Raw genomic sequence first — 14,149 nt, forward strand, 5'->3', positions numbered from 1 at the left:
TCCTACGGCAACGTGGGTTCCTCGAAGAGGGCACAGATGATCGCGAGGGGGCGGCGTTCTGATCCTTCCCTGGCGAACACGGCTCCCGCATAGAGCCCCGGGAAGATGCCCTTCTGCTCGCGCACGCTCCTGCCCCTGCCGATGTCGACCAGGGTCACCACCACCCGGTCTCCTTCCGGTGACAGGCGGGCCCGGACGTGTGCCCGGGAGGAGATCGTGCGGCTTCCCGAGACCGGTGGGCCTCCCGCCAGGATGTCATCTCCAACCCGGTAGAGATCGCTCACCTCCGGTGTGACGCCGGGGGGCAGGAAGATGTTCGTCGCCGCGTCGCCTGGGGGGCTGAACTCGGCGTCTCCATCCACGACGAAGAGCAGGGTGGGGAGTGGGTTCTCGCGCCCCGCGGCCAACTGGAACGGGACGGTCGCCAGGTCGATCCACGCGTCCACCATGCCCAGGGTGTCTTGCATCCACTGGGTGGAGTCGTACGTCCCCGCTCTCACCTTCTGGAGGATGCCCGTCCAGCGGCCGAGCTGGTCCTGCCAGAAGGAGGTGGAGGCCTTCAGGAACTCGTCCAACCGATGAACGGCGGTGGTGGTGCCCGTCCCCGAAGGGGCGCTACTGGTGTCACCGGTCGTCGTCGTCATGGCGGGCTCCTTTGTCTAACAATAGAGTTTCTTGACGAGCTCGTTCATCCAGAGCCCCACGACGACTGGCGCCAGATGAGAGAGGATTTGGCCGGAGCCCAGGGCGGCCGGGGGACGGGTCCGTCTGTCCAGGAGGTCCGAGTAGCGGATGTTCTTCACCGTGCGGAGCTGGAAGCGGGGTCCTCCGGCGCGGGGATTGGGGATGGGCGCGACCGTCTGGAAACCGGCGTCCACGTCGATGCCCCGGTCGAACGAGACCACGAAGAGCTCGCTGCCCTCGCACGAGAAGAGCGAGAACCGCATGTCGATCGTCTGGTGGGGCTCGTCCACCGTGTAGTCGATGTTGAGGAAGTTGCGGAACGAGGCGGCGCGGAACGTGTTCCAGTTCCACTCGACGTGCTCGAAGAGCGCTCCGTGCCAATCCGTTCCTCGCAGGGTCGCTTTGGCGGCCGGGACCGGCACGAACCCGCGTCCGTCCGGGGTGGGCTCCACCTGGAAGCATTCGGGCCAGAAGGGCGAGGGGCCCCAGCTCCGTGGATCCAGGGTGCGAGCGAGCAACGCGAAGTCGCATCTGGACTCGGAGGGGATGTCCACGGTCGTGACCAACGTCTCCAGGTCCACCGTGCTCTCGGGTCTCGACGTGAGAAACCGCGCGGCTTGCGGGGCGGAGCGCACCCGGGCCTCCTCGGGTGGCGTGGGCGTCTTGGCCGTCAGGCCCATGACCTGGAGGAGGGCCTTGCGCAGGCCCCTCTCCCGGGTGGGGTACACCGGATAGACCAGCGGGGGGACGGGGGTTTGCTCCGTCGGAGGCGGAGGTTCCGTGGGGGCCGGGTTGGCGAGCCCTCGATAGGCGAAGTTCCTGATGTCGTCATAGCTCAGGAACCGGCCCGGGATCTGGCCGGGAACCGTCTCCTGGATGCTCTCGGTGAGTGCCCTGCGGAAGGCCGCCGGGTCCCCCACCTCCACGCCCAGGAGGTTCGCCAGATGGTGGATGAACTCGTCCCGCTGCTCGACGAGCACCGCGGACGCCAGCTTGAACTCGGCGGTGGCCAGCGCTTCCTCGGTCCGTCCTCCGGGGAGTTGATGGATGAGCTCAATGGCTTCCGAGAGGGGGAGCGGTTGCATCTCCGGAGGAAGGGCCAACGACGCATCGCCCCGGGGATCCGTGTGAAGGAACACGCTGAGCAGGCTCGCCCGGTATTCGTGGACGCCGGGGTCCCGCTCCGGGAGGAAGCTGTCGGATTGTCTGGTGATGGCCATCAATCCCCGCAGTCGCGGCACGCTCGGGCATTGCCCGAGGCCTACTGAGTAGAGAATGAGTCAGGTGGGTGTGATCTCAAGGGCTAGGCGTGCGACGGGGCGTGTGTCTTGTCGTAGGTTGGGGGCGGGGGAACCCGATGCCGATCACCCATCCCTTCCTTCTCTATGGGGCCACGGGCTACACCGGCCGGTTGCTGGCACGAGCGGCGAACGAGCGGGGGCTCCGCCCCATCCTGTGTGGCCGGGACGAGTCCCGGCTCGCGGCCCTGGCCTCGGAGCTGGGTCTGGAGTACCGGGTGGCCCGCCTGGACGCCGGCCTGGACGAGGCCCTGCGGGGAGTCCAGGCCGTCCTCCATGCCGCGGGGCCGTTCTCCTCGACGTGCCGTCCCATGGTCGACGCCTGTCTGCGCGCGGGGGTCCACTACCTCGATCTCAGTGGTGAGGTGGCGGCCATCGAGGGCGTCTTCCAGCGGGGGGCCGAGGCACGCCGGCGCGGCGTCATGCTCATGCCGGGGGCCGGGTTCGACGTCGTCCCATCGGACTGCCTCGCGCTCCACCTGTCGCGCCAGGTGCGGGGGGCCCGGCGGCTCGTGCTGGGCATCTCCGGGCTGGAGATGATCTCCCGTGGCTCGTTCCGGACGCTCGCCGAGGGCGCGGGGCAGTCCATCCTCATTCGCCGGGGCGGGCGCATCCTCGAGCTCGTCCCGGGCTCGCTCCAGCGCGAGCTCGATTTCGGCTCGGGCCCGCGGACGAGCCTCGCCATGAGCTGGGGAGACGTCAGCACCGCGTATTACTCGACGGGCATCCCGGACATCGAGGTGTACTGTGACGCCATCCCCACCCTGTGGATGATGGTGATGGCGAACCGCTGGTTCGGGGGGCTGCTCGCCTCGGACGTGGGGCGGCTCGGGCTCGAGCTCCAGGCGCGGGCACTGCCTGCCGGTCCGACTCCGGAGCAGCGCGCCGGACGCCAGGGCGTCATCGTCGCGGAAGTGGAGGACGCCGCGGGCCGCCGCCTCCGTGGGCGTCTGCGCACCCCGGAGGCCTATACGTTCAGCTGTACCACCGCGCTGGCCCTCGTCGAGCGCGTGCTCGCGGGAGACGTGGAGGCGGGAGCCCAGACGCCCGCGCGAGTCTATGGCCCGGACTTCGTGCTCTCGTTCGCGGGTGTCTTGCGAGAGGAGTTTTGATTGCCCTGGAGTGCAGGGAGGCGTTGGCGGATGGACGCTCCTGCCAGGCGCTGGATTGACGGGCTTCGTGTCTGTCTTCTTCACTGAGCGGTGATGAGCCATGAGCGCCCCATCGACATCGCCATCATCGGAGGGGGTTGCGCGGGCATCGCCGCCGCCTTCGAGCTGACGCGGCCCGAGCACCAGGGCCGCTATCGCGTCACCGTGTACCAGCTCGGCTGGAGGCTGGGGGGCAAGGGCGCGTCGGGCAGGGGGCCGGCGGACCGCATCCAGGAGCATGGGCTCCACCTGTGGATGGGGTTCTACGAGAACGCCTTCCGGTTGATTCGCGAGTGCTACGCGGAGCTGAAGCGGGACCCGGCCACCTGCCGCATCGCCGACTGGAGCGATGCCTTCGTTCCGGATCATTTCAACGGCCTGGCGGACTGGTCCCCACGGGGAGGCTGGTCGCCCTGGACGGCACGGATGCCCCCATTCGAGGGGCTGCCCGGCGATCCTGGCAACGAGGTTCCCCGGTGGACCATCGCCGACTACCTGGCGAGGAGCCTGGAGCTGGTGCGCGCCCTGGTGATGACGGTGTGGGAGCCCGCCAGCGGGACGGCACCCGAGGCACGGCGGGCCCCGGTGGGAGTGGGGACTCCGGAAGCGGTGCTGGAGTCGATGTCGAGCCTCCTCAAGTACGGACAGTTCGCCACGCTCGCCGCGGTGATGGAGGCGCTGGGCTTGATGGAGGTTGCCCTTGGCACGTTGCGCCGCTACCCGGAGAACCTGCTGCTTCGCTTCCATGACGCGGTGGCGGCCGCGCTGCGCGAGCGCTTCGCGAAGCTGATCGACACGGACGATCAGCTCCGCCGCCTCTGGGAGATCATCGACATGATGCTGGCGGTCGTCCGCGGGGGACTGCGCTTCCGCCTGCTGACGGATCCCCGGGGCTTCGACGCCATCGACGATTACGACTGCCGGGAGTGGCTGCGCCTCAACGGGGCCTCCGAGGGGACGATCAACGGCGCCTTCGTCCGGGCGCTCTATGATCTCACCTTCGCCTACGAGGATGGGGACGTGCGCAAACCCCGGGTCGCTGCCGGACAGGGGCTGCGAGGCGCGTTCCGGGCGTTCTTCACCTACCGGGGCGCCTTCTTCTGGAAGATGCAGTCGGGGATGGGGGACGTGGTGTTCGCTCCCTTCTACGAGGTGCTGAAGCGGCGAGGTGTCCGCTTCGCGTTCTTCCATCGCCTGGAGGACGTCCGGCTCGTGGCGCCCGAGCGGCTCGCGCCGGGCGAGCGCCCCCATGTGGAGGCGCTCGAGTTCGACGTGCAGGCCGAGGTCGTGGGTGGAGGGGAGTACCAGCCGCTCGTCGACGTGCGCGGGCTGCCCTGCTGGCCCGCGGCTCCCGACTACCGGCAGCTCGTGGAGGGGGAGCGGCTCGAACGGGAGGGATGGCAGTTCGAGTCCCACTGGGACCGGCGCAAGGTGGGGACGCGGACGCTGCGCGTGGGGGAGGACTTCGATTTCGTCATCCTCGCCGTGGGCGGCGGGGCCATCCCCCATGTCTGCAAGCAATTGGTGGAGAGGGATCCGCGGTGGCGCGCCATGGTCGAGCGCGTCAAGACCGTCCCGACCCAGGCCTGTCAGCTCTGGATGAGCGCGGGCATGAGCGAGCTCGGCTGGAGCGCGCCGCCCATCAACCTCTCGGGCTTCGTCGAGCCCTTCGACACCTGGGCGGACATGTCCCATCTGGCCTCCGAGGAGAGCTGGCCCCGGCCACCGGCGGCGATCGCCTATTTCTGCAACGTGTTGCCGGATGTCCCCGAGGAGGAGCGGCAGCGCCCCGCCTTTCCCCAGGAGCAGCACGAGCGGGTCCGGCGCAATTGCATCCAGTTCCTCCAGCGGGACGTCGTCCACCTGTGGCCCCGGGCTCACGAGGCCTCTGGCGGGTTCCGGTGGGACCTGCTCCTGGATGCGCGGGAGCCGCCGGAGGCCGGTGCGAGCACCACGGGCGAGGCCCGCTTCTCCTCTCAGTATTGGACCGCCAACGTGAACCCCACGGACCGCTACACCCTGTCGCTGCCCGGAAGCTTGAAGTACCGCCTCTCGCCGCTGGACAACACCTACGACAACCTCACCGTCGCGGGTGACTGGACGGACTGTGGCTTCAACCAGGGGTGTGTCGAGGCCGCGGTGATGTCGGGGCGGCTGGCGGCTCATTCCCTCTCGGGCGCACCCCGGCTCGAGGACATCGTGGGGTTCGATCACCCGTGAGCACCATGGATCCTCGCGAGAGAGCGAAGAAGCCGGAGCCCGAGCGCACGCAGCCCATCCGCAACTGGACCGTGCTGTTCCCGGGCACGCCCCCGCGCACGCCACCGCCGGGAGCAGCTCCTCCGTCAGGAGAGGCCGTCTCCCGAGGCGTGGAGATGGGCTACCGGGTCATCGAGGAGTACCTGCGCCAGGGACAGAACGTGGCACGCGCGATGGGGGGTCCCTCGTCCGGAGGAGGGGCTCCGGCCGATGATGGGCTCCAGAACCGCATGGGGGCGATGCTCCGGAGCTTCACGGACTTCGCCAGTCTGTGGATGGAATTGATGGGCAGGATGGGCGCGGGTGGCGCCGGCTCCGCTTCGAGTGTCGCGCCTCCGATGGGGACGGCGGGTCCCTTCCCGGCGGGAGCCGCCCCGGCCGCTTCCGAGCCCCCGAGGGCCGAGGCGCCGGCACCCCCGGTGGTTCCCGAGCCCCAGGCCGTGGCTCCCCTGGGACTCACCCTCGACATCGACTCGCCCCGGCGCGTCGAGGTCTCGCTCGAGCTTCGCCCGCGCTCCTCGGCCCTGCCGCTCGTGGTTCACGACCTGCGCGCTCCCGAGCCGGACAAGCCACGCATCACGGGCGTGGAAATCGAGTGCCTGCCCGAAGAGGAACGGGTGGTCCTCCATCTCCGGGTCGCGGAGGCGCATCCTCCCGGGGTCTACAGCGGGCTCATCGTCGACGAGCGGACGGGCCTTCCGCGCGGCACGCTCACCGTGCGGATTCCTCCCCGGTGACCGGAGGTCTCATGTCCACCACGGCCGCATCGGCGCGAGTCCGGGAGACGCTCGAGGAGTATGGCGCCGCGGCCCGGGCCCGCATGAGGGAGTACCTGCGGGACAGACAGTCCCACCACGCGTTCTATGAGCTCGTCTCGGACTATCCCGAGCGGGGAGGGCGGGCCCTTCGCGCCAGCCTCTGTCTGGCCACCGCGCGGGCCTTCGGGGCTCCGCCCACGGACGCCCTGAACTCGGCCGTGGCGCTCGAGCTGCTCCACAATGCGTTCCTGGTCCACGACGACCTGGAGGACGAGAGCGAGGAGCGGCGTGGCCGTCCGACCCTGCACCTGCGTCACGGCGCTCCCCTGGCCATCAACGCGGGGGACGCCCTGGCCGTGCTGAGCCTGCGTCCGCTCATCGACAACGTGGGCGCGTTGGGCGCCCGGCTCGCCTTGAGGATTCTCGAGGAGGCGGAGCGGATGGCGCGCGAGTCCGTCGAGGGACAGGCCCTCGAGCTGTGGTGGCGCCAGCACCACGTCATCGAGCTGGGGGAGGCCGACTACCTGCGCATGGTCCTGAAGAAGACCTGCTGGTACACCACCATCTATCCGATGCGCGTCGGGGTCCTCATCGGCACCCGGGATGGCGTGGAGTTGGATGGCTATCTCCACTTCGGGTTCTTCGTCGGCGCGGCCTTCCAGATCCAGGACGATCTCCTGAACCTCGTGGGGGACGAGGCGAGCTACGGCAAGGAGCGCGATGGCGACATCTGGGAGGGCAAGCGCACGCTGATGCTCATCCACCTGCTCAACGCGATGGAGCCCGAGGCACGGGCCCGGCTCTCCGGGGTGCTCGGGAGGCCCCGCGCGGAGCGGACGCGGGAAGAGGTCCGGTGGGTCCGGGAGCAGATGGACCGGTACGGGTCCATCGACTACGCGCGGCAGGTCGCCCACGGACTGGCCGGGGCGGCCCTGCACGAGTTCGCGCTCGCCTTCGCGGACGTGCCGGATTCACCGGACAAGGACTTCCTCGCGGCGCTGCCCACCTGGGTCATCGAGCGGGCCTGAGCGCCTGGCGGCTCACTTCGTCACGAGCTGGATGGGTTGCCCCTCCGGCACGTGCTTCATCGCCACCGAGTTCATGCAGTAGCGCAGCCCGGTGGGCGGGGGACCATCCGGGAAGACGTGCCCCAGGTGGCCATCGCACCGGCCGCAGCGGACCTCGGTGCGCAGCATGCCGTACGAGCGATCCTGGTACTCCGTCACCGCGTCCGCCTGGAGGGGCTGGGTGAAGGAGGGCCAGCCGGTCCCGGACTCGAACTTCTCGCCGGACTTGAACAGCGGGTTGCCACAGCCGGCGCAGACGTACGTGCCGGGCGTCTTCGTCCCGAGGAAGCACCCGCTGCCGGGGCGCTCGGTGCCATGGTGCCGCAGCACCCGGTACTCATCGGGCGTCAGGCGCTTGCTCCACTCCTCGTCACTGAGGATGAATTTGTCAGCCATGTCCTCATCCTGCTGTCCGCCGTGTCCGGGAGCAATCCTTCCTTGCGGCGCGGCGCCCGGGGATTGACACAGGGAGTGTGGGTGCCCATCCTGGGCACTTTGGCTCGCGCGGAGGCCGCTGTCGCGGCGGGAGGTGTGCCATGGGACGTGTCGAAAACGGTGTCTCGGGTCTCTCCACGCCGCCGCTCGCGTAGCCGGGCGCGTTCCGTCTCACCGCTGAACGGACCGCTGGCTCCGGTGCTCGGGCACCGGTGTGGAGCCTCGTCTCTTCCTGACGGATGGCGCCGTGCCCCCGTGCGGGTGCGGCGTCCAGGGAACCGTTCGCTCCATGAGCTCGAAGCCTCGCCGTCCCCGCGGCGCGTCGCCACACGACGCGTCTGTTCCGGCGCGTCACCTGCGCCTGCAGTCCTCCATTTTCGAGGAGGTGTCCCTCCTCTTCCGAGGTGAGCTGTCCGATCCGCTGCTCGAGGGCGTCACGGTGACGACGCTCGAGCTGTCGCCGGACGGCCGCCAGGCCCGTATCGGCTTCACCCTTCCGCCCGAGCGCCAGGAGTCCGGCCCCGCTCCGGTGGAGGAGGCCCTCGAGCGCGCGACGGGTTTCATCCGCTCGCAGCTCGCGCTGGGCCTGAACCTCAAGCGCGTGCCGAACCTCTCACGCCCATCGCCGTGCTCAAGGGCTGAGCCCGTGAGGGAGGCGGCGGGAATCCAACCCGCCGCCTGGCATTCCCAGAGCGGAACCAGCCCCGTTGCCCGCCCATACCCGTCAGACGTCCACCCCGGCCGGCTGGGCGGCCCGCGTCACTTGCGGCCGTTCGACCGGTGCCTGGATGCCCAGCTCGCGGCGGGCGAGCGCCACGATCACCCCGACATCGCCGAAGCCGATGATGTCGGCGCGGCCGTCGCCGGTGATGTCCGCCAGGAGGCGTGGGTGCTTCGCCATCTGCCAGCCGGCCTCGGTGCTGAAGCTGACCGTGACGCGCTGTGGCGCTTCGAAGGTCCCGTCGCCGCGGCTCAGCGCCACGTACACGCCGGTGCCGCCGAAGCCGATGATGTCGGCGCGGCCGTCCCCGGTGATGTCCGCCAGGAAGCGCAGGTGCTGCTCCACCCGCCAGCCAGCGTCATAACCGAAGTCGGAGAGGACGAGCCGCGGCGCTTCGAAGCTCCCGTCGCCCCGGTTCCGCGCCACGTACACGCCAGCGTTGCCGAAGCCGATGATGTCGGCGCGGCCGTCGCCGGTGATGTCCGCCAGGAAGCGGGGATGCTTCTCCACCCGCCACCCTCCGGCGTCATAACCGAAGTCGGAGAGGACGAGCTTCGAGGCGGTGAAGGTCCCGTCGCCGCGGCTCAGCGCCACGAGCACGCCAGTGTCGCCGAAACCGACGATGTCGGCGCGGCCGTCGCCGGTGATGTCCGCGAGGATGCGGAGGTGCTTCTCCACCCGCCACCCGCCGGCCTCGTGCCCGAAGTCCGAGAGGACGAGGACCGGGGTCTCGAACAATCCCCTCGTGAACTCGCCCGTGTCTCCGGAGATTCCGTGGGCGCCCTGGTCGGGGTAGTGCTCACGCTCGGCCTGGATGATGGCGTCGCCCATGGGACGCGACTCCGTCAGCACCATCCTCCAGAAGGCCTTGGCGACCTCCTCCGAGGGACCGATCAGCAGGTCGAGCCTGCCCCCGACGAAGGTGCGTGCGCCCGCGTCCATGATGGCTGGCTGGAGGGGTGGATTGAACACCTCGCAGGAATTGAAATAGACGGCCGCCGGAAATACCGGGCGCGAGGTCAACGACTCGAACCAGTCGGACGTGAGCATCCCATCGTCGAGGGCGATGCAGTAGTTGTTGCCGTGGCCGACGTTCAGGAACCCTTTCAGCTTTCCGGAGGAAAGGAAGGCCTGGTAATTGGCGACGGAGGCGTCCGGACCCAGCAGGATCTGCGTGCGGAGCCCACACGACTCAGCGATGGCGGCAACGGTTTCGACCGCTGTCTTCGCCGTTGGAATATCCGGCACCGGCGTCGCGCACACGAAGTCGATCGCCTCGAAGTCGAAGGCCTTGCGTGCTGGGCCCTCGTCCACTTCCTTGTCGACGTAGTTCTTCTCCTCCGACGTGACGTTGTCGTTGGCGTCGAGGGTCAGTGCGATGACTTCCAGGGAGTAGCAGTCCCTGCGCTGCAGGTAGACGACGAGGGTCTTCTCGTTCGCATACCTGCCCGCCTTCACGCGGATCTTCGCCGACCTGTACGGTTCGCTCCGCTTGAGCAGGACCTGGTCGCGCACGATGGTGCGCAGTTTCGATTCCTCGTCCGCCGTGAGGGGGTAACCCTTCTTGGGAGAAGGCATGAACGAGATGGTCGTGTTCTCGTTGGCATGAGTGGGCATGGCGCGCTCGCTTGATTGTCTTTACCTGCCGTTCTGTACTCCAGCACTAGAACTAGGGTTGGTGATCCTGCCGTGCAATGCCCCCCCCATCCCCAGAGGGTTTTCTCTCGAGGGATGCAAGGCTTTGTCGTTCCTTCGCTGGGTGCTTACGGAGGAGCGTGAGCCTCATCCCCCGGGCCGGAAGGAGCCGAGGAATCAGCCCACGGGCTGGCAGCCGGAGAAAGCGCGCCCCGGAGGAGTGCTCGGAGAGCATCGCGCGCCATACGAGCGGCAGGTTGCCCGTGGAGGTGGAGCGGGGAACTACGATAACCCAACGGCCTCGTGGTAGGGATGGAGCCAATGGCCTCGGCCCACCGCGCAGTCGTTCGCATCACCGGCCCCGGACCGGCCAGGGAGCGTCTCGGAGGTGTCCGGGCTCCTGTTCATCCCCCAAGCAGGAGAGGAGGGGGCGAGCGTGGCACCTGAGAGAGCGGTCAGGAAGGAACCGAAGAAGCAGCGGACGCCGCGAGTGGACTTTCGCGAAGCTGCCGCGCAGGACGGAAAGCGTTGGATGTCTCCACCTGTCGCTGGTGTGGAGGCAGGCGCCGGGTGTTGGCGTCCCTGACGGCCCCCAACGCAGTCCGCGCGATTCTGGAGCACCTGTCACTGCGCACGCGGCCTGCTCCGCAAGCAGATTCTGCGAACGTTGTTTTATAGAACAAGTTTGACCGTGACATTCAACTGGCCGGCGAAGTCAGACCGGGGACGCAGGCACCCACTGGCGGCGATGTTGGTTGAAGGCGACGCCATCCTGCCCCCCCAGGCGCCCGTCGAGAGCCGTGTCATGATCTGCCTTGGGCTGTGGGAGCGCCGGCAGCGCGCGAGGGCCGCCGGCCCGCGTGTTGGAACTCCCCGCCCCAGGTGGACTCCGACTGCATGTGGGCCATGAGCGCCTCGATGAAGGCCTGAACCTTGGGCGAGCCGCGGCGGCTGCCAGGGTAGACGGCGTGGATGGGGACGCTGGGCGGCTTGTACGCGGAGAGCACCTCGACGAGCCGCCCGGCCTCCAGCTCCCGCGCGACGGAGGGGGAGGGAAAGCGCCCGATGCCCAGCCCGGCGAGGACGGCATGCAAGACGAGCGGGAAGGTGTTGGCTCGCAGCGGGCCGGACACCGGCACCACCTCCCGCCCCTTCGCTCCAACGAAAGGCCAGCTCACGCTCGGCTCCCCGTCGGAGAGGGTGATGCAGGCGTGCGCGCGCAGCTCTCGCGGGGCGCGAGGCGCCCCCCGGGCGCGCAGGTACGTCGGGCTGGCGCAGTAGACGGTGCGCGCGGCGCCCAGCGTGCGAGACAGGAGGGAGGAGTCCGCGAGCGGCCCTACCCGCAGGGCGAGGTCGAAGCCCTGGGCGAGCAGGTCCACGCGTCCCCAGGAGGCATGCACCTCCACCTCCACGCCCGGGTAGCGCGCCACGTAGGGGGCCACCACGGGCGCCAGGAGCTCGGCCAGGTGGGGCGTGGCGCTCACGCGCAGGGGGCCGCGGGGCACGGCCTGCGCCTCGCGCAGCGCCTCCTCGGTGCCGCGGGCCTCGGCGACCACGCGGGTGCACCCCTCGTAGTAGCGCTCGCCGGTCTCGGTCAGGCGGAGCTGGCGCGTGGTGCGGTGCAGGAGCGGGACTCCCAGCCGCGCCTCGAGGCCGCTCACGCGGCGGCTCACCGTGGACTTGGGCAACCCCAGCCGCCTCGCTGCCGGGGTGATGCCTCGCGCCTCCACCACCGCCGCGAACACAGCCATGTCATCCAGTCCCAGCGCCAGGGCGTTCCTCATATGGAACAGTCTGTCTCATTGTTGCTCCCTGGTCTACCCACCCGTGAGCGCGTATTCCATGTCTCGAGCGCGGAGCCGGGCAGGCCCGGACGCGCGGGAGATCTGCTCAAGGAGACATGACGATATGAACTTCCCCTCGAAGGTACACCTGCTCGCGCCGCTGCTGGCCCTGCTCACCGCGTCCAGCCTGGGCTGCGGCGAGGAGGTGACACAGCCGGAGCAGCCGCAACCCGCCCCGGCGCCGGCCGGCTTCCGCCATGAGACGGCGCAGGTCAACGGCCTCACCCTCCACTACGTGCGCGGCGGCGCAGGCGCCCCGCTCGTGCTGCTGCATGGGTGGCCTGAGACCTGGTACGAGTGGCACCGGGTCATGCCCTCGCTCGCCGAGCGCTACACCGTCATCGTCCCGGATCTGCGCGGCGCGGGTGAGTCCTCCAAGCCCGCGGAGGGCTACACCAAGAAGCAGATGGCGGAGGACATCTACCAGCTCGTGCGGCAGATTGGCTTCGTGGACCAGCCCATCCACCTGGTGGGGCACGATATTGGAATGATGGTGGCTTACGCGTACGCGGCCCAGTACCCCCAGGCCGTGAGCAAGCTGGTGCTGATGGACGCGCCGCTGCCCGGCATCCAGCCCTTCTGGGACTTCATCCTGCTGGACCCACGCTCGTGGCACTTCGACTTCCATGCGGAGGTGGAGCTCGCCGAGGCGATGGTGAAGGGGCAGGAGCGCGAGTACCTGCAGTCCTTCTACCAGAAGTTCGCGCTCAACAAGACAGCCTTCACCGAGGAGGAGTTGCGCGAAGCAACCCGCGCCTACTCCCAGCCGGGCGCCCTGGCCGCGGGCTTCAAGTGGTACATGACCTTCCCTCTGGATGTGCAGGACAACCAGCTCTTCGCGCAGCGCAAGCTGACGATGCCGGTGTTGGCGCTCGGGGGGGAGGCGAGCGCCGGGCCCTTCATGGTGCCCATGGTGCAGCAGGTGGCGGAGAACGTTACCGGCGGCGCCATCCCCCAGAGCGGCCACTGGATCGCCCAGGAGCAGCCCGAGGAGTTGGTGCGGCGGCTCAAGGACTTCCTCCAATGAGCACGCTTCGCGTTTCCATCTTCGCCGCCGTGCTGACCCTGGCCATGAGCGGCTGCATGGCCTCCACCCAGGAAGTGCCCGAGAGCGAGCAGGCACGCCAGACCGCCCAGAGGGCCTATGAGGCCTTCGCGCAGGGCTGGGCCACGGGTGACTTCGAGCCCTACCTCGCCATGCTGACGCAGGACTTCGAGTTCTCGTTCCCGACCGGCGAGGACCGGGGCCGCTACACCGGCGCCGAGGGCTACCAGCGCATGGTGAACAAGGTCCGCGGGCACTCCACCCGGGGCGAGCGGCTCACGCTGCTGCAGCCGCTGCGCGTGATGTCGGACGGCAAGACCATCGTCTTCGAGTTCGAGAGCCGGGGCCAGTTCGGAGACCACGCGTACCGCGGCCACAACATCATCGGGTTCGACGTGACGGGAGACCGCATCAGCGCGTTCCGGGAGTTCTTCGGCGACGTTGAGCCGGCCCTCCTCTGCGGGGCGCGCTAGAGGCCGGACGCCTGTAGGCGACAGGCCGAGTCGCGGCCCTCCTGGCCATGCGCTTCGCCTTCGGCGTGCCCATCCGCGGCAACCTGGTGTTCCTCTTCGCGATTGCCGTTCCAGAAGGTGACGGCGTGAGCTCTCGCAACCGCCCCCGGGTGAGCCCCAGGGCGGCCTCGGATGGACAGGCGCACCCGAGGGAGGCGGGCGTTGCGCCTCGTGCAACACCGCGTCCACGAATCCGCGTCTCCCGCCTGGTCCCTTGGCCGCCTATGAATCCTCGCCGTGGAGCCCACCGCTGGGTTTCCATCACTGGCTTGGCGCACTGGCTGGGGGACGAGTGTAGACGGCAGCGAAGATCCGACGGAATTTGACGGTCGGGTCAACCGAGCATCCACCCCCAAGACGAGAAAACCCCCGGTCGTTGGCGCGATCGGGGGCGAGGTTCTTCAGGGGCTCAGGCACTCAAGCGGATTTGGAGCTCTTGCGCTTGGGGGCCGGAGCAGTCGGCTGCGGGTCAACGCCCGCGTGCTTCTGCCTCCAGGAGTCCGCGTCGATGTCCAGCACGTGGCAGTGCTGGACGAAGCGGTCCACCAGGGCCGCGACGCACGCCGCACCCGGGAAGACAGTCCCCCACTGTTTGAATGACAAATTGGTGGTGGCGCATAAGAGAAATAGGGGCACGGTTGAGGGCAGAGGGTAGGGGCAGAGAGGCGGGGGAAGGCAGCTGACGGGAGCCCAAGAGGAGTGAGCCATGCCGGTGCACGCAGCGTGCGGCCGCCTTGAGG

General features: G+C 69.0%; 12 protein-coding genes and 1 pseudogene. 7 read left to right on the forward strand and 6 right to left on the reverse strand.

Annotation, left to right across the window (positions count from 1 at the left end):
- Positions 1 to 2: 2 nt before the first annotated feature.
- Together AC16DP_RS47775 and AC16DP_RS47780 are read right to left on the reverse strand one after the other, a co-directional pair.
- Entirely contained in the window at positions 3 to 644 is a 642-nt protein-coding gene (locus AC16DP_RS47775; protein WP_329730626.1) for a hypothetical protein, read from the reverse strand.
- A gap of 15 nt (positions 645 to 659) precedes the next feature.
- Positions 660 to 1,925 carry a hypothetical protein gene (locus AC16DP_RS47780; protein ID WP_329730625.1) on the reverse strand — a complete coding sequence of 422 codons (1,266 nt, stop codon included), beginning with the start codon at positions 1,923 to 1,925 and terminating at the stop codon, positions 660 to 662.
- Positions 1,926 to 2,041: 116 nt separating this feature from the next.
- Between AC16DP_RS47780 and AC16DP_RS47785 the strand changes: the two genes are divergently transcribed.
- The 4 genes from AC16DP_RS47785 (at position 2,042) to AC16DP_RS47800 (ending at position 7,178) form a co-directional block, all read left to right on the forward strand.
- Positions 2,042 to 3,094: a saccharopine dehydrogenase family protein gene (locus AC16DP_RS47785; RefSeq protein ID WP_329730624.1), complete on the forward strand. Its 1,053-nt coding sequence runs from the start codon at positions 2,042 to 2,044 to the stop codon at positions 3,092 to 3,094.
- A gap of 93 nt (positions 3,095 to 3,187) precedes the next feature.
- On the forward strand, positions 3,188 to 5,353 hold the full coding sequence (locus tag AC16DP_RS47790) for an FAD-dependent oxidoreductase (protein WP_329730623.1): 2,166 nt from the start codon (positions 3,188 to 3,190) through the stop codon (positions 5,351 to 5,353).
- Complete coding sequence (locus AC16DP_RS47795; protein ID WP_329730622.1) at positions 5,350 to 6,129, forward strand: hypothetical protein; 780 nt, start codon at positions 5,350 to 5,352, stop codon at positions 6,127 to 6,129. Before AC16DP_RS47790 ends, AC16DP_RS47795 begins: the two co-directional genes overlap by 4 nt.
- An 11-nt stretch (positions 6,130 to 6,140) precedes the next feature.
- The gene (locus tag AC16DP_RS47800; protein WP_329730621.1) at positions 6,141 to 7,178 is read left to right on the forward strand and encodes a polyprenyl synthetase family protein; all 1,038 of its coding nucleotides are present in this window, start codon (positions 6,141 to 6,143) and stop codon (positions 7,176 to 7,178) included.
- A gap of 12 nt (positions 7,179 to 7,190) precedes the next feature.
- On the opposite strand, the gene msrB is transcribed toward AC16DP_RS47800, so the two are convergent.
- On the reverse strand, positions 7,191 to 7,613 hold the full coding sequence (msrB, locus tag AC16DP_RS47805; protein ID WP_047856455.1) for a peptide-methionine (R)-S-oxide reductase MsrB: 423 nt from the start codon (positions 7,611 to 7,613) through the stop codon (positions 7,191 to 7,193).
- A gap of 328 nt (positions 7,614 to 7,941) precedes the next feature.
- Here msrB and AC16DP_RS47810 point away from each other — a divergent pair.
- Positions 7,942 to 8,253: pseudogene (locus AC16DP_RS47810) on the forward strand (ribosome-binding factor A); the annotation flags it as partial.
- A 123-nt stretch (positions 8,254 to 8,376) separates the two neighbouring features.
- On the opposite strand, the gene AC16DP_RS47815 reads toward AC16DP_RS47810, so the two are convergent.
- Both AC16DP_RS47815 and AC16DP_RS47820 read right to left on the reverse strand, forming a co-directional pair.
- Positions 8,377 to 9,990: an FG-GAP repeat domain-containing protein gene (locus AC16DP_RS47815; RefSeq protein WP_329730620.1), complete on the reverse strand. Its 1,614-nt coding sequence runs from the start codon at positions 9,988 to 9,990 to the stop codon at positions 8,377 to 8,379.
- An 821-nt stretch (positions 9,991 to 10,811) separates the two neighbouring features.
- A complete protein-coding gene (locus AC16DP_RS47820; RefSeq protein ID WP_329730619.1) occupies positions 10,812 to 11,792 on the reverse strand; it encodes a LysR family transcriptional regulator in 981 nt (326 codons plus the stop codon).
- A 124-nt stretch (positions 11,793 to 11,916) separates the two neighbouring features.
- On the opposite strand from AC16DP_RS47820, the gene AC16DP_RS47825 reads away from it, so the two are divergent.
- Both AC16DP_RS47825 and AC16DP_RS47830 read left to right on the forward strand, forming a co-directional pair.
- The gene (locus tag AC16DP_RS47825; RefSeq protein WP_329730618.1) at positions 11,917 to 12,879 is read left to right on the forward strand and encodes an alpha/beta fold hydrolase; all 963 of its coding nucleotides are present in this window, start codon (positions 11,917 to 11,919) and stop codon (positions 12,877 to 12,879) included.
- Entirely contained in the window at positions 12,876 to 13,370 is a 495-nt protein-coding gene (locus AC16DP_RS47830; protein WP_329730617.1) for a nuclear transport factor 2 family protein, read from the forward strand. The genes AC16DP_RS47825 and AC16DP_RS47830 overlap by 4 nt, the downstream gene beginning before the upstream one ends.
- Before the next feature lie 456 nt (positions 13,371 to 13,826).
- Here the strand turns inward: AC16DP_RS47830 and AC16DP_RS47835 are convergent, their stop codons facing one another.
- Positions 13,827 to 14,012: an ATP-binding protein gene (locus AC16DP_RS47835; protein WP_329730616.1), complete on the reverse strand. Its 186-nt coding sequence runs from the start codon at positions 14,010 to 14,012 to the stop codon at positions 13,827 to 13,829.
- Between the last annotated feature and the right edge of the window lie 137 nt (positions 14,013 to 14,149).

This window comes from Archangium sp., from assembly GCF_057119385.1.

What these genes read in the sequence shown, in the direction of transcription:
- AC16DP_RS47815 (WP_329730620.1), bottom strand. Translation starts at nt 9,990, where the DNA reads ATGCCCACTCATGCCAACGAGAACACGACCATCTCGTTCATGCCTTCT.
- AC16DP_RS47820 (WP_329730619.1), bottom strand. Translation starts at nt 11,792, where the DNA reads ATGAGGAACGCCCTGGCGCTGGGACTGGATGACATGGCTGTGTTCGCG.
- AC16DP_RS47790 (WP_329730623.1), top strand. Translation starts at nt 3,188, where the DNA reads ATGAGCCATGAGCGCCCCATCGACATCGCCATCATCGGAGGGGGTTGC.
- AC16DP_RS47785 (WP_329730624.1), top strand. Translation starts at nt 2,042, where the DNA reads ATGCCGATCACCCATCCCTTCCTTCTCTATGGGGCCACGGGCTACACC.
- AC16DP_RS47830 (WP_329730617.1), top strand. Translation starts at nt 12,876, where the DNA reads ATGAGCACGCTTCGCGTTTCCATCTTCGCCGCCGTGCTGACCCTGGCC.
- AC16DP_RS47825 (WP_329730618.1), top strand. Translation starts at nt 11,917, where the DNA reads ATGAACTTCCCCTCGAAGGTACACCTGCTCGCGCCGCTGCTGGCCCTG.
- AC16DP_RS47775 (WP_329730626.1), bottom strand. Translation starts at nt 644, where the DNA reads ATGACGACGACGACCGGTGACACCAGTAGCGCCCCTTCGGGGACGGGC.
- msrB (WP_047856455.1), bottom strand. Translation starts at nt 7,613, where the DNA reads ATGGCTGACAAATTCATCCTCAGTGACGAGGAGTGGAGCAAGCGCCTG.
- AC16DP_RS47800 (WP_329730621.1), top strand. Translation starts at nt 6,141, where the DNA reads ATGTCCACCACGGCCGCATCGGCGCGAGTCCGGGAGACGCTCGAGGAG.